Genomic DNA, 15,664 nt, shown 5'->3' on the forward strand with positions numbered 1-15,664 from the left:
CGGCCGTCAAGGTCGGAAAGGCTGTCGACAGAGTCCTAAGCGCCGACCCGGCGCACCGGGGCGAACGAACCAAGAAAGTCCACAGGAGGACACCAGTGGCGAAGGCGAAGTTCGAGCGGACTAAGCCGCACGTCAACATCGGCACCATTGGTCACATCGACCACGGTAAGACGACGCTGACGGCGGCCATCACCAAGGTCCTGCACGACCAGTTCCCGGACCTCAACCCGTACACGCCGTTCGACGAGATCGACAAGGCGCCGGAGGAGAAGGCCCGCGGCATCACGATCTCGATCGCGCACGTCGAGTACCAGACCGAGGCGCGTCACTACGCGCACGTCGACTGCCCCGGTCACGCCGACTACATCAAGAACATGATCACCGGTGCCGCCCAGATGGACGGCGCGATCCTGGTGGTGGCGGCGACCGACGGCCCGATGCCGCAGACCCGCGAGCACGTGCTGCTGGCCCGTCAGGTCGGCGTGCCGTACATCGTCGTGGCGCTCAACAAGAGCGACATGGTCGACGACGAGGAGCTCCTGGAGCTCGTCGAGCTCGAGGTCCGCGAGCTGCTCTCGTCGCAGGAGTACCCGGGTGACGACCTGCCGGTCGTCCGGGTCTCGGCGCTGAAGGCCCTCGAGGGCGACCCGGAGTGGACCGGGAAGCTCATGGACCTGATGAACGCCGTCGACACCGCGATCCCGCAGCCGGAGCGCGAGACTGAGAAGCCGTTCCTCATGCCGATCGAGGACGTCTTCACGATCACCGGCCGCGGCACCGTGGTCACCGGTCGCGCCGAGCGCGGCATCCTCAAGCCGAACGAGGAGGTGGAGATCGTCGGCATCCGCGAGAAGTCGATGAAGACCACCTGCACCGGCATCGAGATGTTCCGCAAGCTGCTCGACGAGGCCCGCGCGGGTGAGAACGTCGGTCTGCTGCTGCGCGGCATCAAGCGCGAGGACGTCGAGCGCGGCATGGTCGTCATCAAGCCGGGCACCACGACCCCGCACACCGAGTTCGAGGCGACGGTCTACATCCTCTCCAAGGAGGAGGGCGGCCGGCACACCCCGTTCTTCCAGAACTACCGTCCGCAGTTCTACTTCCGGACCACGGACGTCACCGGTGTCGTCACCCTTCCCGAGGGCACCGAGATGGTCATGCCGGGCGACAACACCACGATGACCGTGAAGCTGATCCAGCCCATCGCGATGGAGGAGAACCTCAAGTTCGCGATCCGGGAGGGTGGCCGTACGGTCGGCGCGGGTCGCGTCACCAAGATCATCAAGTGAGCTGGGTAACCCCGATTAGCGTTGCCGTGCGGTAGTACGGCATACTGGTCAGGTTGCGTAACGACGGTTAGTCGCCTGCGTCCGGTGCATGCTGGACCTCCGGGCCGACCAACAGTCGCGCGTAGGGTGGTTGATCGCCCCTGGCGGTCAACCACCCTCGCAGGGCGTCCAGGTCGCGGTAACGCGATCGGCGCCATGACCCACCGCGTGGTCAGAGAATCGCTCCGGAGCCTCGGGGCGGAGCCTGGTCCACGGGCGCGACACGCCCGACCGCGGGGGTCGGCGAAGTGGGCCTGTGCCAGCCGGTACAGGCGCCCGCAACACAGCGGCATCGAGAGAAGGAACAGAAGCCACCATGGCGGGACAGAAGATCCGCATCCGGCTCAAGGCCTATGACCACGAGGTCGTCGACTCCTCGGCTCGGAAGATCGTCGAGACGGTGACGCGTACCGGGGCGCAGGTCGCTGGCCCGGTGCCGCTGCCCACGGAGATCAACCGTTTCTGCGTTATCCGCTCGCCGCACAAGTACAAGGACTCGCGCGAGCACTTCGAGATGCGCACGCACAAGCGGCTGATCGACATCATCGACCCGACCCCGAAGACGGTCGACTCGCTCATGCGCCTCGACCTGCCGGCTGGCGTCGACATCGAGATCAAGCTGTAGGGACCGGACAAATGGACAGGCAAGTCAAGGGGATCCTGGGCGCAAAGCTCGGCATGACCCAGGTCTGGGACAACAACAAGGTTGTCCCGGTGACCGTGGTTCAGGCCGGCCCGTGCGTCATCAGCCAGGTTCGTAGCGCCGAGAAGGACGGTTACTCCGCGGTCCAGCTGGCGTACGGCACGATCGACCCGCGCAAGGTGAAGAAGCCGATCGGCGGGCACTACGCGAAGGCGGACGTCGCGCCGCGCCGGCACATCGTCGAGCTGCGCACCGTGGACGCCGCGGACTACTCGCTGGGCCAGGAGGTCACGGTCGAGGAGTTCCCCGCCGGCGTGACCATCGACGTGACCGGCAAGACCAAGGGCAAGGGTTACGCCGGCCCGATGAAGCGGCACGGCTTCCACGGTCTGCGCGCCAGCCACGGTGTCGAGCGCAAGCACCGCTCGCCGGGCTCCATCGGCGCCTGCGCGACCCCGGGTCGCGTCTTCAAGGGCACCCGGATGGCCGGTCGCATGGGTGGCGTGCGCTACACCGTGCAGAACCTCACGGTGCAGGCGATCGACACCGAGAACAACCTCCTGCTCGTCCGCGGCGCCATCCCCGGCCCGAAGGGCGCGCTGGTCCTGGTCCGTTCCGCGGCCAAGACCAAGGTGAAGAAGGGCGGTGCGGCCAAGTGACCACCGTTGACGTCCGCAACGTCGAAGGCGCCAAGAGCGGCTCCGTCGAGCTGCCGGCCGACATCTTCGACGTCCAGGCCAACATCGCGCTGATGCACCAGGTCGTGGTGGCTCAGCTCGCGGCGGCCCGGCAGGGCACGCACAAGGCCAAGAGCCGCGGCGAGGTCTCCGGCGGAGGCAGGAAGCCGTACAAGCAGAAGGGCACCGGTCGTGCCCGCCAGGGCTCGACCCGCGCGCCGCAGTTCGCCGGCGGTGGCGTGGTCCACGGCCCGGTGCCGCGCGACTACAGCCAGCGCACCCCGAAGAAGATGAAGGCCGCCGCCCTGCGTGGCGCCCTCTCCGACCGGGCCCGCGCCGGCCAGGTGCACGTCGTCGAGGCGTTCGTCTCGGGCGAGAAGCCGTCGACCAAGGCCGCGCTGGCCACGCTGGCGAAGCTGACCGAGGCCCGTCGGGTCCTGGTCGTGCTGAGCAGCACCGACGAGCTGAACTGGGTGTCGCTGCGCAACGAGCCGCGGGTGCACCTGATCGAGGCCGGCCAGCTCAACACGTACGACGTGCTGGTGGCCGACGACGTGGTCTTCACCAAGGAGGCCCTGGACGAGTTCCTGGGCGTTCCCGCCGAGACCACCGAGGAGGGTGGCAAGTGAGCACGATTGCCGATCCGCGCGACATCATCGTCGCTCCGGTCGTCTCGGAGAAGAGCTACAGCGAGCTGAACCGCAACTGGTACACCTTCCTGGTGCACCCGGACGCCAACAAGACCGAGATCAAGATCGCTATCCAGCAGATCTTCAACGTCCGCGTCCTGACGGTCAACACGCTCAACCGCGAGGGCAAGCGCAAGCGCACCAAGACCGGCTTCGGTCAGCGCAAGGCCACCAAGCGGGCGATCGTGAAGCTGGCTGACGGTGACCGTATCGAGGCCTTCGGCGGCCCGGTCAGCTGAGGGGTGTAGACAATGGCTATCCGTAAGTACAAGCCGACGACGCCGGGCCGGCGTGGCTCGAGCGTGGCCGACTTCGCCGAGATCACCCGGTCGACGCCCGAGAAGTCGCTGCTGGCTCCGCTGCCGAAGAAGGGCGGACGCAACGCCCACGGCCGGATCACCACGCGGCACCACGGTGGCGGCCACAAGCGGCAGTACCGTCTGATCGACTTCAAGCGGGTCGACAAGGACGGCGTGCCGGCGAAGGTCGCCCACATCGAGTACGACCCGAACCGCACCGCGCGCATCGCGCTGCTGCACTACGCCGACGGCGAGAAGCGCTACATCATCGCGCCGAAGGACCTGAAGCAGGGCGACACGGTGGAGTCGGGCCCGGGCGCCGACATCAAGCCGGGCAACAACCTGCCGCTGCGCAACATCCCGGTCGGTACCACCATCCACAACGTGGAGCTGCGTCCGGGCGGCGGCGCCAAGCTGGCCCGCTCGGCCGGCGTCGGCATCCAGCTGCTCGGCCGGGAGGGCGCCTACGCGACCCTTCGCATGCCGTCCGGTGAGATCCGGCGCGTCGACGTCCGCTGCCGCGCCAGCGTCGGTGAGATCGGCAACGCCGACCAGTCGAACATCAACTGGGGTAAGGCCGGCCGGATGCGGTGGAAGGGCAAGCGCCCGACCGTCCGTGGTGTCGCCATGAACCCGGTCGACCACCCGCATGGTGGTGGTGAGGGTAAGACCTCCGGTGGTCGCCACCCGGTCAACCCGCAGGGTAAGCCCGAGGGCCGCACCCGTCGTAAGGGCCAGCCGAGCGACCGGCTGATCGTCCGCCGCCGCTACGCCACGCGTAAGCGCGGCTGAGGGAGATAAGACATGCCTCGCAGCCTGAAGAAGGGCCCGTTCGTCGACGACCACCTGCTCAAGAAGGTGGAGACGCAGAACGACAAGGGCTCGAAGAACGTCATCAAGACCTGGTCGCGGCGCTCGACGATCATCCCGGAGATGCTGGGTCACACGATCGCCGTGCACGACGGACGCAAGCACGTCCCGGTCTTCGTGACCGAGGCCATGGTCGGGCACAAGCTCGGCGAGTTCGCGCTGACCCGCACGTTCAAGGGTCACGAGAAGGACGACCGGAAGAGCCGCCGGCGCTGACGCCGCGGGCATACGGATAGAGGAACAAGGGGTTACAGCGATGCCAGGAAAGGGCGACGCTCCGGTGCTTCCGGGCGCGCGGGCGGTTGCGCGGCACGTGCGCATCTCGCCGATGAAGGCGCGCCGGGTGGTCAACCTCGTCCGCGGCCTGCCCGCGAAGGAGGCGCTCACGGTGCTGCAGTTCGCGCCGCAGGCTGCGAGCGAGCAGGTGTACAAGGTGCTCGCGAGCGCGATCGCCAACGCGGAGAACAACGAGCGGCTGGACCCCGACGCGCTGCTCGTCAGCGAGGCGTTCGTCGACGAGGGCCCGACGATGAAGCGGTTCCGGCCGCGGGCGCAGGGCCGGGCGTACCGGATCCGCAAGCGGACCTGCCACATCACCGTGGCGGTCGAGGCGGTCGCGCCGGCCACGCCGAAGAAGTCGGCGAAGAAGGCCGCCCCGGCCAAGCAGGCCGAGGCCGCCGAGGGGCAGAGCACGACGGAAGGTGCCGAGTAATGGGTCAGAAGGTTCACCCCACTGGGTTCCGGCTCGGCATCTCGACCGACTGGAAGTCCCGCTGGTTCGCGGACAAGCTCTACAAGGACTACATCGGCGAGGACGTCAAGATCCGCCGGATGATGTCCAAGGGCCTGGAGCGCGCCGGCATTTCCAAGGTCGACATCGAGCGCACCCGGGACCGGGTCCGCGTCGACATCCACACCGCCCGGCCGGGCATCGTCATCGGCCGTAAGGGTGCGGAGGCCGACCGGATCCGCGGCGAGCTGGAGAAGCTCACCGGCAAGCAGGTTCAGCTGAACATCATCGAGGTGAAGAGCCCCGAGTCGGACGCGCAGCTGGTCGCCCAGGGCGTCGCCGAGCAGCTGTCCAGCCGGGTCAGCTTCCGTCGGGCCATGCGCAAGGCGATGCAGTCCGCGATGAAGAACCCGGTCTGCAAGGGCATCCGGGTCCAGGTCTCGGGTCGCCTCGGCGGCGCCGAGATGAGCCGGACCGAGTTCTATCGCGAGGGCCGGGTTCCGCTGCACACGCTGCGGGCCAACATCGAGTACGGCTTCTTCGAGGCCCGTACCACCTTCGGCCGGATCGGCGTGAAGGTCTGGATCTACAAGGGCGACGCCGTCCCGGGCCGGGAGGCTCCGGCCGAGGCCGGCCCGTCCCGCCCGCGCCGTGACCGCGGCGACCGGCCCGAGCGGCCGCGTCGTGGCCGGTCGGGTTCGTCCGGCACGACCGCCGGTGGCACCGAGGCCGGCCGGGCTGCCGCGACCACCATCGCGCAGCAGGCCGAGACGCCGAGCGGCGAGCCGGTTGACGCCGGTGCTGTCGCCGCCGCGGCAGAAACGCAGCAGGAGGGCTGACAGATGCTGATGCCGCGCAAGCCCCCGAAGGGCTTCCGCAAGCCGCACCACCCGGACCGCCACGGCGCGTCCAAGGGCGGTAACCGGGTGGTGTTCGGCGAGTTCGGGATCCAGGCTCTCGAGCCGGCGTACGTGACCAACCGCCAGATCGAGTCGGCGCGTATCGCGATGACCCGTCACATCAAGCGTGGCGGCAAGGTCTGGATCACGGTCTTCCCGGACCAGGCCCTCACCAAGAAGCCGGCGGAAACCCGGATGGGTTCCGGTAAGGGTTCGCCCGAGTGGTGGGTCGCCAACGTCAAGCCGGGGCGGGTTCTCTTCGAGATGTCCTTCCCCAACGAGCAGATCGCGCGAGAGGCGATGCGTCGCGCGATCCACAAGCTCCCGATGAAGTGCCGCATTGTTACGCGCGAAGTGGGTGAATCCTGATGGCAGCGGGCGTCAAGGCCTCCGAGCTGCGTGAGCTCTCCGAGGAGGAGCTGGTCACGAAGCTGCGCGAGGCGAAGGCGGAGCTGTTCAACCTCCGCGTGCAGGCCGCAACCGGGCAGCTGGACAACAACCGGCGGCTGCAGGTCATCCGTCGGGAGATCGCCCGGATCTACACGATCATGCGTGAGCGTGAGCTGGGTCTCTCGGCCGCGCCGACTGAGGTGACTGCATCATGAGTGAGAACACCACCACCACCGCCGCCGCGCGGGCCACCCGCAAGGTGCGTGAGGGCCTCGTGGTAAGCGACAAGATGGACAAGACCGTCGTGGTCGAGGTCGAGGACCGGGTCAAGCACGCGCTGTACGGCAAGATCATGCGCCGGACCAGCAAGCTGAAGGTCCACGACGAGCAGAACTCGGCCGGCATCGGCGACCGGGTCCTGATCATGGAGACCCGGCCGCTCTCCGCCACCAAGCGGTGGCGGCTCGTGGAGATCCTCGAGAAGGCCAAGTAGCGAAGGCTCGAGCTCGGCCGGCTTCGGTCGGGCGCAGGTTCCGCCAGGCTCCGGCCGCCTCCGGCGGCCGGAGAACCGGCAGACATAGGAGATAGACGTGATTCAGCAGGAGTCGCGACTGCGCGTCGCCGACAACACGGGTGCCCGGGAGATCCTGTGCATCCGGGTTCTCGGTGGCTCCGGTCGGCGCTACGCGAGCATCGGCGACGTCATCGTGGCCACGGTCAAGGACGCGATCCCCGGTGCCGGTGTGAAGAAGGGCGACGTCGTCAAGGCCGTCGTCGTTCGCACCGCCAAGGAGAAGCGGCGGCCGGACGGCTCGTACATCCGCTTCGACGAGAACGCCGCCGTCATCATCAAGGACGGCGGGGACCCGCGCGGTACCCGTATCTTCGGCCCGGTGGGCCGCGAGCTGCGGGACAAGCGGTTCATGAAGATCATCTCTCTCGCGCCGGAGGTGTTGTGACCGTGAAGGTCAAGAAGGGCGACACGGTCGTCGTCATCGCCGGCAAGGACAAGGGTGCCAAGGGCAAGGTCATCGCGGCCTACCCGCGGCAGGACAAGGTCCTGGTCGAGGGCGTGAACCGGGTCAAGAAGCACACCCGCATCAGCACCACCCAGCGTGGCGCCAAGACCGGTGGCATCGTCACCCAGGAGGCCCCGATCCACGTCTCGAACGTGCAGGTCCTGGACTCCGACGGCAAGCCGACCCGCGTCGGTTACCGGATCGACGACAACGGCCAGAAGGTCCGCATCGCGCGTAGCACCGGTAAGGACCTCTGATGACCACGGCTACCGAAACCAAGACCCTGCCGCGCCTCAAGGAGCGGTACCGCAACGAGGTCGTGGCGAAGCTGCAGGAGCAGTACAGCTACGGCAACCCCATGCAGGTGCCCGGGCTCGTCAAGATCGTCGTCAACATGGGCGTCGGCGAGGCCGCTCGGGACGCCAAGCTGATCGACGGCGCGGTCCGCGACCTGGCCACCATCACCGGCCAGAAGCCGCTGGTGCGGCGGGCGACCAAGTCCATCGCGCAGTTCAAGCTCCGCGAGGGCATGCCGATCGGCGCGAAGGTCACCCTGCGGGGCGACCGGATGTGGGAGTTCCTGGACCGGCTGCTCTCCATCGCGCTGCCGCGTATCCGTGACTTCCGCGGCCTGGACGGGCGCAAGCTCGACGGCCACGGCAACTACACGTTCGGTCTGACCGAGCAGTCGGTGTTCCACGAGATCGACCAGGACAAGATCGATCGCCAGCGGGGCATGGACATCACGGTGGTCACGACCGCCACGACCGACGACGAGGGCCGGGCGCTGCTCAAGCTCCTGGGCTTCCCGTTCAAGGAGAACTGAGATGGCCAAGAAGGCGCTGATCATCAAGGCGGCCGCGAAGCCGAAGTTCTCGGTTCGCGCGTACACCCGCTGCCAGCGGTGCGGGCGTCCGAAGGCGGTCTACCGCAAGTTCGGTCTCTGCCGGGTGTGCATCCGGGAGATGGCCCACCGCGGTGAGCTGCCCGGCGTGTCCAAGGCTTCCTGGTAATAGCCCGGCGCGCTTCGCGCGTCAGCTGAACTGTCTCTTCGCCGTAGGCCCCGGGCCTGGCCCGGGGAACCCCGGCGAGAAAGGTTGACGAATTTCATGACGATGACCGACCCGATCGCAGACATGCTCACGCGTCTGCGTAACGCCAACCAGGCGTACCACGACCGGGTGACGATGCCCTACTCGAAGATCAAGGCGAACATCGCCGAGGTCCTCAAGGCCGAGGGTTACATCGCCACCTGGTCGGTCGAGGAGCCCGAGGAGGGCGCCGTCGGCAAGCGACTGGTCGTCGAGCTGAAGTACGGCCAGAACCGGGAGCGGAGCCTGGCCGGCATCAAGCGCGTGTCCAAGCCCGGTCTCCGGGTGTACGCCAAGTCGGACGGGCTCCCGCGGGTGCTCGGCGGGCTGGGCGTGGCGATCATTTCGACGTCCCAGGGGCTGCTCACCGACCGGCAGGCCCGCAAGCGGAGCGTTGGCGGGGAAGTCCTCGCCTTCGTCTGGTAACGGGAGACAGGTAGAAATGTCGCGTATTGGACGTAAGTCGATCCCGGTGCCAGCCGGCGTCGATATCACCATCGACGGCCAGACCGTCAAGGTCAAGGGCCCCAAGGGCGAGCTGAGCCACGTGCTGGCCGAGCCGATCACGGCGGAGCGGGGCGAGGACGGCGAGCTGCACGTCAACCGGCCGAACGACGAGCGCAAGGCCAAGGAGCTGCACGGCCTGAGCCGTACGCTGGTGGCCAACATGATCGTCGGCGTGACCGAGGGCTACCGCAAGAGCCTCGAGATCGCCGGTACCGGTTACCGTGTCACCGCCAAGGGCAAGGACCTGGAGTTCGCGCTCGGGTTCTCGCACCCGGTGCTGGTTCCGGCCCCGGACGGCATCACCTTCACGGTGGAGAAGCCGACCCTGTTCCACGTGGCCGGCATCGACAAGCAGCAGGTCGGCGAGGTCGCCGCCAACATCCGGAAGATCCGCCCGCCGGAGCCCTACAAGGGCAAGGGCGTGAAGTACCAGGGCGAGGTCATCCGCCGCAAGGCTGGAAAGGCAGGTAAGAAGTGAGCGCCACGCTGCTCAAGCGCCGCCGCGGCGTCGCCGCCAAGCGTGCCGTCGGGCGTGCGCGTCGGCACTTCCGGGTCCGCAAGAACGTCAGCGGCACCGCCGCCCGTCCTCGCCTGGTCGTCACCCGCTCGCTGCGTCACATCGTCGCCCAGATCGTGGACGACACCAAGGGTCACACCCTGGCGTCGGCCTCGACCATGGACGCCTCGCTGCGCGGTGCCGAGGGCGACAAGAGCGCCCTGGCCGGCAAGGTCGGCGCCCTGCTCGCCGAGCGCGCCAAGGCCGCCGGCGTCTCGAAGGTCGTCTTCGACCGCGGTGGCAACCGGTACGCGGGGCGGGTCGCCGCGCTTGCCGACGCCGCCCGCGAAGCCGGGCTCGAGTTCTAGAAACCCCGTCACGAGAGAGAAGGAAGGCTGCTGATGCCAGGTCAACAGCGCCGTGGCGGCGGGTCCGGTGGCAACGAGGGTGGTCGCCGCGACAACCGCCGTGAGGGCGGCCGCGGAAACGCGCCCGTCGAGAAGACCCCGCACCTTGAGCGGGTCGTCGCGATCAACCGCGTCGCCAAGGTCGTGAAGGGTGGTCGTCGCTTCAGCTTCACCGCCCTGGTGATCGTGGGCGACGGCGACGGCACCGTCGGCGTGGGCTACGGAAAGGCCAAGGAGGTGCCCGCGGCGATCGCCAAGGGTGTCGAGGAGGCCAAGAAGCACTTCTTCAAGGTGCCGCGGATCGGCCAGTCGATCCCGCACCCGGTGCAGGGCGAGGACGCGGCCGGTGTGGTGCTGCTCAAGCCGGCCTCGGCCGGTACGGGCGTCATCGCCGGTGGTCCGGTGCGTGCCGTGCTGGAGTGCGCGGGCATCCACGACGTGCTCTCCAAGAGCCTCGGCTCGTCCAACCCGATCAACATCGTGCACGCCACGGTGGCGGCCCTGAAGGCGCTCGAGTCGCCGGAGGCGGTCGCGGCCCGTCGTGGTCTGCCGGTCGAGGACGTCGCGCCGGCCGCCATGCTGGCGTCGCGGGCGGGGGTGGCGTCCTGATGGCGCGCCTGAAGGTCACCCAGGTCCGGTCCGAGATCGGGACCAAGAAGAACCAGCGTGACTCGCTGCGTTCGCTCGGTCTCAAGCGGATCAACGACGTGGTGGTCAAGGAGGATCGTCCGGAGATCCGGGGCATGATCTTCGCGGTCAACCACCTCGTGAAGGTCGAGGAGGTCGAGTAATGACGATCAAGGTGCACCACCTGCGTCCGGCGCCCGGGGCCAAGACCGACAAGACCCGCGTGGGTCGCGGTGAGGGCTCGAAGGGCAAGACCGCCGGTCGCGGTACCAAGGGTTCCAAGGCCCGGAAGAACATCTCGCCGGCGTTCGAGGGTGGGCAGATGCCCATCCACATGCGCCTGCCGAAGATGAAGGGCTTCAAGAACAAGTTCAAGGTCGTCTTCCAGGTGGTCAACCTGGACCGGCTCGCCGAGCTCTTCCCGAACGGCGGCCAGGTCGGCCCGGTCGAGCTGGTCGAGGCCGGCGCGGTCCGCAAGGGCCAGCCGGTCAAGGTGCTCGGCACCGGCGACCTCGGCGGTGTGGCGCTCCAGGTGTCGGCGCACGCGTTCAGCGCGTCGGCCAAGGAGAAGATCACTGCTGCCGGCGGTTCGGTCACCGAGCTGTAAGGCACGACTCATGGCGCCCGCTCAGTTGTCGACAACTGGGCGGGCGCCATGGTCTCCACGGCGAATGTGCGCCGGGTAACATCGGATTCGTTTTATGTAGCCGGGCACGTCTGCCCCCACCGGGATCGGGCTGTTAGAGTCCCTTCCCAGCTATGGATATCGGGCGCTCGCCCGGCACCCACCCCGCCCCGCCAGGGATCATCACCGGCGGCCCGCCTCGCGCAGGAGGAAGAAGTTGCTGTCCGCCTTTCTCAGTGCGTTCCGTACGCCTGACCTGCGCAAGAAGCTGCTGTTCACAGTAGGCATCATCGCGGTCTATCGGCTCGGCGCCACTCTGCCCAGCCCAGGCGTCTCGTACGGCAACGTGCAGAAGTGCCTCGACACGATCCAGGGGAGCGGCACCGGTGTGCTGAACCTGCTGGACCTGTTCTCCGGCGGTGCGCTGCTCCAGCTCTCGGTCTTCGCGCTCGGCATCATGCCGTACATCACCGCGTCGATCATCCTGCAGCTGCTGACCGTGGTCATCCCGCGGCTGGAGCAGCTCCGCAAGGAGGGTCAGGCCGGCCAGGCGAAGATCACCCAGTACACCCGCTACCTGACGCTGGGCCTGGGCATCCTGCAGTCGTCGGCGTTCGTGGCGCTGGCCCGCTCCGGGCAGCTCTTCCAGAACCGCTGCGACCAGTTCCCGATCATCCCCCGGGGCACCGGCATCCCGGACTGGCTGACCCTGTCCATCCTGGTCATGACCATGACCGCGGGCACCGGTGTGGTGATGTGGCTCGGCGAGCTGATCACCGACCGCGGCGTCGGCAACGGCATGTCCGTGCTGATCTTCACCTCGATCGCGGCCCGGCTCCCCAGCGAGGGCTGGAAGATCAAGACCACCAAGGGCTGGGGGATGTTCCTCCTCGTCATCGCCCTGGTCCTGCTGGTCATCACCGCGGTCACCTTCATCGAGCAGGCCCAGCGCCGGATTCCGGTGCAGTACGCCAAGCGCATGATCGGCCGGCGGATGTACGGCGGCACATCCACCTACATCCCGCTGAAGGTGAACCAGGCCGGTGTCATCCCGGTCATCTTCGCCTCGTCGCTGCTCTACCTGCCGACGCTCGTGCTCCAGTTCTTCGACCAGACCAACCCGGGCAAGACCCAGGCCTGGATCCAGAACCACATCGTGAAGGCGAGCGCGCCGGAGCACATCGCGATCTACTTCCTGCTGATCATCTTCTTCACGTACTTCTACGTGTCGATCACGTTCAACCCGACCGAGGTCGCGGACAACATGAAGAAGTACGGCGGCTTCGTGCCGGGCATCCGCCCCGGCAAGCCGACCGCCGAGTACCTCGACTTCATCCTCAGCCGGATCACCCTGCCGGGTGCGCTCTACCTGGGCATCATCGCGATCCTGCCGAACTTCTTCTTCATCTGGCTCGACAACCAGCAGTTCCAGAACTTCCCGTTCGGCGGCACCGCTGTGCTCATCATGGTCGGCGTCGGTCTGGAGACCGTGAAGCAGATCGAGAGCCAACTCATGCAGCGGAACTACGAAGGGTTCCTGCGGTAGATGCGACTCGTTCTGGTTGGCCCGCCGGGCGCGGGCAAGGGCACACAGGCGGAGTTCATCGCCGCCCACCTTTCGGTGCCGAAGATCTCCACCGGTGACATCTTCCGGGCCAACGTCTCCCAGGGCACGCCCCTCGGGGTAGAGGCGAAGCGGTACATGGACGCCGGCAAGCTGGTCCCGGACGAGGTCACGATCAACATGGTGCGGGACCGGCTCGCCGAGCCGGACGCCGGCGAGGGCTTCCTCCTCGACGGCTTCCCGCGTACCACGCCGCAGGCCGCCGCGCTCGACAAGCTCCTCGCTGACCTCGGCACCGCGCTGGACCTGGTGCTGGAGCTGGTCGTCGACGACGACGAGGTGATCCGGCGGCTCTCCGGCCGGCGCACCTGCCGCGGCTGCGGCAAGATCTGGCACGTCGAGTTCGACGCCCCCACCCGGGAGGGGGTCTGCGACCGCTGCGGCGCGGAGCTGTTCCAGCGGGACGACGACAAGCCGGAGACCATCGCGGCCCGGCTCCGGGAGTACGCCGAGAAGACCGCGCCGCTGGTCGACTACTACGGCGCCCAGGGCAAGCTCGTCGGCATCGACGCCACCGGGCCGGTGGAGGACGTCACGGTCCGCGCCATCGACGCCCTGCGCTCGTACGGCGGCTGACATCCCGCCGGCGATCCCGGCGGATAGAGTGCGACCAGCGGGGTACGTCCGGCGTGCCCCGCTGTTCCGCGCGACGAAAGGTAACGCCTCCATGCGTCGTCCCCAGCTGGACATCCAGCTGAAGACCCCGGACCAGATCGAGCTGATGCGGGCCGCCGGTCTGGTGGTCGCCCGTGCGCTGCGTCTGATGCGGGAGGCGGTCGCCCCCGGGGTGACCACCGCGGACCTCGACGCGATCGCCGAGGCCACCATCCGCGACGCCGGCGCGATCCCGTCCTTCAAGGGCTACCACGGCTTCCCGGCGTCGATCTGCTCCTCCGTCAACGAGCAGGTGGTGCACGCGATCCCGTCGTCGCAGCAGGTGCTCCGCGAGGGAGACCTGATCTCGATCGACTGCGGCGCGGTGCTCAACGGCTGGCACGGCGACTCGGCGATCACGGTCGGCGTCGGCGAGGTCGACCCGGCGCTGCTCAAGATGGCGGCGGTGGCCGAGGACGCGATGTGGGCCGGGATCGCGGCCGCCGCCCGCGGCGCGGCCAGCGGGAAGGGTCGCCTCACAGACATCTCGTACGCGGTGGAGAACGCGGTCCGCAAGGGCGGCCGGTACGGCATCGTCGACGGCTACGGCGGCCACGGCATCGGCACGGAGATGCACCAGGACCCGCACGTGCTCAACCACGGGCGCCCGGGGAAGGGGCCCCGCCTGGTTCCCGGGCTGGCGCTGGCGATCGAGCCGATGATCACCATGGGCTCGCCGCGGACCGTGGAGCTGGCGGACGGCTGGACCGTGGTGACCCGGGACAGGTCGATGGCGGTGCACGTGGAGCACTCGATGGCGCTGCTGGACGACGGGGTGTGGGTGTTGACCGCCGAGGACGGCGGCCGGGCCCGGCTCGGCGACCTGGTCACGTCCCGCCAGCCGGCCGGCTCCCCGGCGGTCTGACCGGTCCGTCCCGGCCTTGGCGCTCCTCGCGCCGATCGGGCGGTTTCCGCCCGGCTGCGTACCGCCGCACCGCTCGTCGCCGCTGGGTGCGACAGAGGGGTTACCGCGCGGTGGCACGCCGGTGGCATGCTTGCCGTCATGGACGGGCGGAGCGGGATGCGGGCGGCCGACGCCGACCGGGCGGCCACGGCGGAGCGGCTCCGGGTGGCTCTCGAGGAGGGCCGGCTCGACCTGCACGAGTACGACGAGCGGCTGGTCCGGGCCTACCAGGCGAAGACGTACGCCGAGCTGGACGAGGTCGTGGCCGACCTGCCCGGGGCGACACGCGCACAGCGCGCCGCGGTGGCCCCGTCCGCCCCGTCGGCCCCGACGGCCCCGGCCCCCGATGCCAGCGAGAAGGTCGCCGACAACAGCGGGCGCGGCGCCGGCTGGGTGCTCGCGATCTGGTCACCGTGGCTGCGGGTCGCCGGGATCCTCACCGTGATCTGGTTGTTCGCCTCGGTCGGCTCGGGTCACCTCGGCCACTACTGGCCGGCCTGGGCGATCGGGCCGTGGGGGTTTTTCCTACTGATGCGCACCGTCGGCGGCCACGACCATGGGTGGCGGCACTCGACCGAGCGGCGCCGCAAGGACCGGCGGGACCGGCGCAGACGATACTGACCGCCGAGGCTGTGGCCAGGGTCACAGCAGGCGATCGGGGCTTGACGAATTTCCTTCGGCCAGGTGACCGGCCGGGCGGCCGGTTTGGCGACGGCCCGCTGGCGGGCGTACACTTTCTGATCGGCGCACAGCGTCCACTCCGGCATGCCCACCCGCGCTTCGGTGGGAGCTGGAGCCGCGGCTGGCGCGGGTTTCCTGATCTTGGTCAGTTCACCCGTGTAAGACGTTGTGGGCCGTCCGGAGCAACCGACGTCAGGACAGCGGAGGACATGCCGAAAAAAGACGGAGCCATCGAGATCGAGGGTCGGGTCATCGAGCCCCTGCCGAACGCCATGTTCCGGGTGGAGCTCGCGAACGGCCACAAGGTGCTGGCTCACATCAGCGGCAAGATGCGGCAGCACTACATCCGCATCCTGCCGGAGGACCGGGTCGTCGTCGAACTCTCGCCGTACGACCTGACCCGCGGGCGCATCGTCTACCGCTACAAGTAAGCCTGACGACGGCCGGGACGTCCCCGTGTCCGTCTTCGACGTCCGGGTCGCGCTGCGTCGCGCCTCCGGGCCA

At 68.4% G+C, this 15,664-nt stretch carries 27 protein-coding genes; all 27 read left to right on the plus strand.

Annotated features, from left to right (window positions below; genetic code table 11):
• Positions 1 to 95: 95 nt before the first annotated feature.
• The 27 genes from tuf to infA all read left to right on the plus strand — a co-directional run bounded on the left by tuf (position 96) and on the right by infA (position 15,591).
• On the plus strand, positions 96 to 1,289 hold the full coding sequence (gene tuf / locus Q2K19_RS14675; protein WP_091317970.1) for an elongation factor Tu: 1,194 nt from the start codon (positions 96 to 98) through the stop codon (positions 1,287 to 1,289).
• A 355-nt stretch (positions 1,290 to 1,644) separates the two neighbouring features.
• Positions 1,645 to 1,953, plus strand: a complete 309-nt coding sequence (rpsJ, locus tag Q2K19_RS14680) for a 30S ribosomal protein S10 (protein ID WP_007073037.1) — start codon at positions 1,645 to 1,647, stop codon at positions 1,951 to 1,953.
• 11 nt (positions 1,954 to 1,964) lie between these two features.
• On the plus strand, positions 1,965 to 2,630 hold the full coding sequence (gene rplC / locus Q2K19_RS14685) for a 50S ribosomal protein L3 (protein WP_302771495.1): 666 nt from the start codon (positions 1,965 to 1,967) through the stop codon (positions 2,628 to 2,630).
• Positions 2,627 to 3,277 carry a 50S ribosomal protein L4 gene (gene rplD / locus Q2K19_RS14690; RefSeq protein ID WP_302771496.1) on the plus strand — a complete coding sequence of 217 codons (651 nt, stop codon included), beginning with the start codon at positions 2,627 to 2,629 and terminating at the stop codon, positions 3,275 to 3,277. Before rplC ends, rplD begins: the two co-directional genes overlap by 4 nt.
• Entirely contained in the window at positions 3,274 to 3,576 is a 303-nt protein-coding gene (rplW, locus tag Q2K19_RS14695) for a 50S ribosomal protein L23 (RefSeq protein WP_073834931.1), read from the plus strand. The genes rplD and rplW overlap by 4 nt, the downstream gene beginning before the upstream one ends.
• Before the next feature lie 12 nt (positions 3,577 to 3,588).
• Positions 3,589 to 4,428, plus strand: a complete 840-nt coding sequence (gene rplB, locus Q2K19_RS14700; protein ID WP_088997376.1) for a 50S ribosomal protein L2 — start codon at positions 3,589 to 3,591, stop codon at positions 4,426 to 4,428.
• A gap of 12 nt (positions 4,429 to 4,440) precedes the next feature.
• Positions 4,441 to 4,722 (plus strand): 30S ribosomal protein S19, encoded by a 282-nt coding sequence (gene rpsS, locus Q2K19_RS14705; RefSeq protein ID WP_007073032.1) that lies wholly within the window; start codon positions 4,441 to 4,443, stop codon positions 4,720 to 4,722.
• 40 nt (positions 4,723 to 4,762) lie between these two features.
• Positions 4,763 to 5,218: a 50S ribosomal protein L22 gene (rplV, locus tag Q2K19_RS14710; protein WP_302771500.1), complete on the plus strand. Its 456-nt coding sequence runs from the start codon at positions 4,763 to 4,765 to the stop codon at positions 5,216 to 5,218.
• Positions 5,218 to 6,075, plus strand: a complete 858-nt coding sequence (gene rpsC, locus Q2K19_RS14715; RefSeq protein ID WP_302771502.1) for a 30S ribosomal protein S3 — start codon at positions 5,218 to 5,220, stop codon at positions 6,073 to 6,075. Before rplV ends, rpsC begins: the two co-directional genes overlap by 1 nt.
• 3 nt (positions 6,076 to 6,078) lie before the next feature.
• Positions 6,079 to 6,504, plus strand: coding sequence for a 50S ribosomal protein L16 (rplP, locus tag Q2K19_RS14720; RefSeq protein WP_088647000.1), 426 nt, complete (start codon positions 6,079 to 6,081; stop codon positions 6,502 to 6,504).
• The gene (gene rpmC, locus Q2K19_RS14725; protein ID WP_007073028.1) at positions 6,504 to 6,740 is read left to right on the plus strand and encodes a 50S ribosomal protein L29; all 237 of its coding nucleotides are present in this window, start codon (positions 6,504 to 6,506) and stop codon (positions 6,738 to 6,740) included. Before rplP ends, rpmC begins: the two co-directional genes overlap by 1 nt.
• Entirely contained in the window at positions 6,737 to 7,018 is a 282-nt protein-coding gene (rpsQ, locus tag Q2K19_RS14730) for a 30S ribosomal protein S17 (protein ID WP_302771504.1), read from the plus strand. Before rpmC ends, rpsQ begins: the two co-directional genes overlap by 4 nt.
• A 97-nt stretch (positions 7,019 to 7,115) precedes the next feature.
• A complete protein-coding gene (rplN, locus tag Q2K19_RS14735; RefSeq protein ID WP_007073026.1) occupies positions 7,116 to 7,484 on the plus strand; it encodes a 50S ribosomal protein L14 in 369 nt (122 codons plus the stop codon).
• Positions 7,481 to 7,801, plus strand: a complete 321-nt coding sequence (gene rplX / locus Q2K19_RS14740) for a 50S ribosomal protein L24 (protein WP_007465276.1) — start codon at positions 7,481 to 7,483, stop codon at positions 7,799 to 7,801. The genes rplN and rplX overlap by 4 nt, the downstream gene beginning before the upstream one ends.
• The gene (gene rplE / locus Q2K19_RS14745) at positions 7,801 to 8,370 is read left to right on the plus strand and encodes a 50S ribosomal protein L5 (RefSeq protein ID WP_091317981.1); all 570 of its coding nucleotides are present in this window, start codon (positions 7,801 to 7,803) and stop codon (positions 8,368 to 8,370) included. The genes rplX and rplE overlap by 1 nt, the downstream gene beginning before the upstream one ends.
• Before the next feature lies 1 nt (position 8,371).
• Positions 8,372 to 8,557, plus strand: coding sequence for a type Z 30S ribosomal protein S14 (locus Q2K19_RS14750; RefSeq protein WP_007465272.1), 186 nt, complete (start codon positions 8,372 to 8,374; stop codon positions 8,555 to 8,557).
• 96 nt (positions 8,558 to 8,653) lie between these two features.
• Positions 8,654 to 9,061, plus strand: coding sequence for a 30S ribosomal protein S8 (gene rpsH, locus Q2K19_RS14755; protein ID WP_013288624.1), 408 nt, complete (start codon positions 8,654 to 8,656; stop codon positions 9,059 to 9,061).
• A gap of 16 nt (positions 9,062 to 9,077) precedes the next feature.
• On the plus strand, positions 9,078 to 9,620 hold the full coding sequence (gene rplF, locus Q2K19_RS14760) for a 50S ribosomal protein L6 (RefSeq protein ID WP_302771506.1): 543 nt from the start codon (positions 9,078 to 9,080) through the stop codon (positions 9,618 to 9,620).
• Positions 9,617 to 10,006 (plus strand): 50S ribosomal protein L18, encoded by a 390-nt coding sequence (rplR, locus tag Q2K19_RS14765; protein ID WP_302771508.1) that lies wholly within the window; start codon positions 9,617 to 9,619, stop codon positions 10,004 to 10,006. Before rplF ends, rplR begins: the two co-directional genes overlap by 4 nt.
• A 33-nt stretch (positions 10,007 to 10,039) precedes the next feature.
• Entirely contained in the window at positions 10,040 to 10,654 is a 615-nt protein-coding gene (gene rpsE / locus Q2K19_RS14770) for a 30S ribosomal protein S5 (protein WP_120780907.1), read from the plus strand.
• Positions 10,654 to 10,836, plus strand: a complete 183-nt coding sequence (gene rpmD, locus Q2K19_RS14775) for a 50S ribosomal protein L30 (protein ID WP_302771512.1) — start codon at positions 10,654 to 10,656, stop codon at positions 10,834 to 10,836. Before rpsE ends, rpmD begins: the two co-directional genes overlap by 1 nt.
• Positions 10,836 to 11,279, plus strand: coding sequence for a 50S ribosomal protein L15 (gene rplO, locus Q2K19_RS14780; RefSeq protein WP_123240576.1), 444 nt, complete (start codon positions 10,836 to 10,838; stop codon positions 11,277 to 11,279). Before rpmD ends, rplO begins: the two co-directional genes overlap by 1 nt.
• Positions 11,280 to 11,514: 235 nt before the next feature.
• Entirely contained in the window at positions 11,515 to 12,843 is a 1,329-nt protein-coding gene (secY, locus tag Q2K19_RS14785) for a preprotein translocase subunit SecY (RefSeq protein WP_302771516.1), read from the plus strand.
• Positions 12,844 to 13,497, plus strand: coding sequence for an adenylate kinase (locus Q2K19_RS14790; RefSeq protein ID WP_302771518.1), 654 nt, complete (start codon positions 12,844 to 12,846; stop codon positions 13,495 to 13,497).
• 91 nt (positions 13,498 to 13,588) lie between these two features.
• Complete coding sequence (gene map / locus Q2K19_RS14795; RefSeq protein ID WP_302771519.1) at positions 13,589 to 14,440, plus strand: type I methionyl aminopeptidase; 852 nt, start codon at positions 13,589 to 13,591, stop codon at positions 14,438 to 14,440.
• A 138-nt stretch (positions 14,441 to 14,578) separates the two neighbouring features.
• Positions 14,579 to 15,100, plus strand: a complete 522-nt coding sequence (locus Q2K19_RS14800; protein WP_302771521.1) for a DUF1707 SHOCT-like domain-containing protein — start codon at positions 14,579 to 14,581, stop codon at positions 15,098 to 15,100.
• 269 nt (positions 15,101 to 15,369) lie between these two features.
• Complete coding sequence (infA, locus tag Q2K19_RS14805) at positions 15,370 to 15,591, plus strand: translation initiation factor IF-1 (RefSeq protein ID WP_007073013.1); 222 nt, start codon at positions 15,370 to 15,372, stop codon at positions 15,589 to 15,591.
• The last annotated feature ends 73 nt before the right edge of the window (positions 15,592 to 15,664 follow it).

It is taken from the genome of Micromonospora sp. NBRC 110009, assembly GCF_030518795.1.
Taxonomy (GTDB): Bacteria; Actinomycetota; Actinomycetes; order Mycobacteriales; family Micromonosporaceae; genus Micromonospora.

Coding starts and splice junctions, on each gene's coding strand:
- rpsH (WP_013288624.1), top strand. CDS start 8,654: ATGACGATGACCGACCCGATCGCAGACATGCTCACGCGTCTGCGTAAC.
- rplO (WP_123240576.1), top strand. CDS start 10,836: ATGACGATCAAGGTGCACCACCTGCGTCCGGCGCCCGGGGCCAAGACC.
- rplF (WP_302771506.1), top strand. CDS start 9,078: ATGTCGCGTATTGGACGTAAGTCGATCCCGGTGCCAGCCGGCGTCGAT.
- rpsE (WP_120780907.1), top strand. CDS start 10,040: ATGCCAGGTCAACAGCGCCGTGGCGGCGGGTCCGGTGGCAACGAGGGT.
- rplP (WP_088647000.1), top strand. CDS start 6,079: ATGCTGATGCCGCGCAAGCCCCCGAAGGGCTTCCGCAAGCCGCACCAC.
- rpsS (WP_007073032.1), top strand. CDS start 4,441: ATGCCTCGCAGCCTGAAGAAGGGCCCGTTCGTCGACGACCACCTGCTC.
- rpsJ (WP_007073037.1), top strand. CDS start 1,645: ATGGCGGGACAGAAGATCCGCATCCGGCTCAAGGCCTATGACCACGAG.
- rpmC (WP_007073028.1), top strand. CDS start 6,504: ATGGCAGCGGGCGTCAAGGCCTCCGAGCTGCGTGAGCTCTCCGAGGAG.
- Q2K19_RS14750 (WP_007465272.1), top strand. CDS start 8,372: ATGGCCAAGAAGGCGCTGATCATCAAGGCGGCCGCGAAGCCGAAGTTC.
- rplB (WP_088997376.1), top strand. CDS start 3,589: ATGGCTATCCGTAAGTACAAGCCGACGACGCCGGGCCGGCGTGGCTCG.
- map (WP_302771519.1), top strand. CDS start 13,589: ATGCGTCGTCCCCAGCTGGACATCCAGCTGAAGACCCCGGACCAGATC.
- rplC (WP_302771495.1), top strand. CDS start 1,965: ATGGACAGGCAAGTCAAGGGGATCCTGGGCGCAAAGCTCGGCATGACC.
- rplE (WP_091317981.1), top strand. CDS start 7,801: ATGACCACGGCTACCGAAACCAAGACCCTGCCGCGCCTCAAGGAGCGG.
- infA (WP_007073013.1), top strand. CDS start 15,370: ATGCCGAAAAAAGACGGAGCCATCGAGATCGAGGGTCGGGTCATCGAG.
- rplV (WP_302771500.1), top strand. CDS start 4,763: ATGCCAGGAAAGGGCGACGCTCCGGTGCTTCCGGGCGCGCGGGCGGTT.
- Q2K19_RS14790 (WP_302771518.1), top strand. CDS start 12,844: ATGCGACTCGTTCTGGTTGGCCCGCCGGGCGCGGGCAAGGGCACACAG.
- Q2K19_RS14800 (WP_302771521.1), top strand. CDS start 14,579: ATGGACGGGCGGAGCGGGATGCGGGCGGCCGACGCCGACCGGGCGGCC.
- rpsQ (WP_302771504.1), top strand. CDS start 6,737: ATGAGTGAGAACACCACCACCACCGCCGCCGCGCGGGCCACCCGCAAG.
- rpmD (WP_302771512.1), top strand. CDS start 10,654: ATGGCGCGCCTGAAGGTCACCCAGGTCCGGTCCGAGATCGGGACCAAG.
- rpsC (WP_302771502.1), top strand. CDS start 5,218: ATGGGTCAGAAGGTTCACCCCACTGGGTTCCGGCTCGGCATCTCGACC.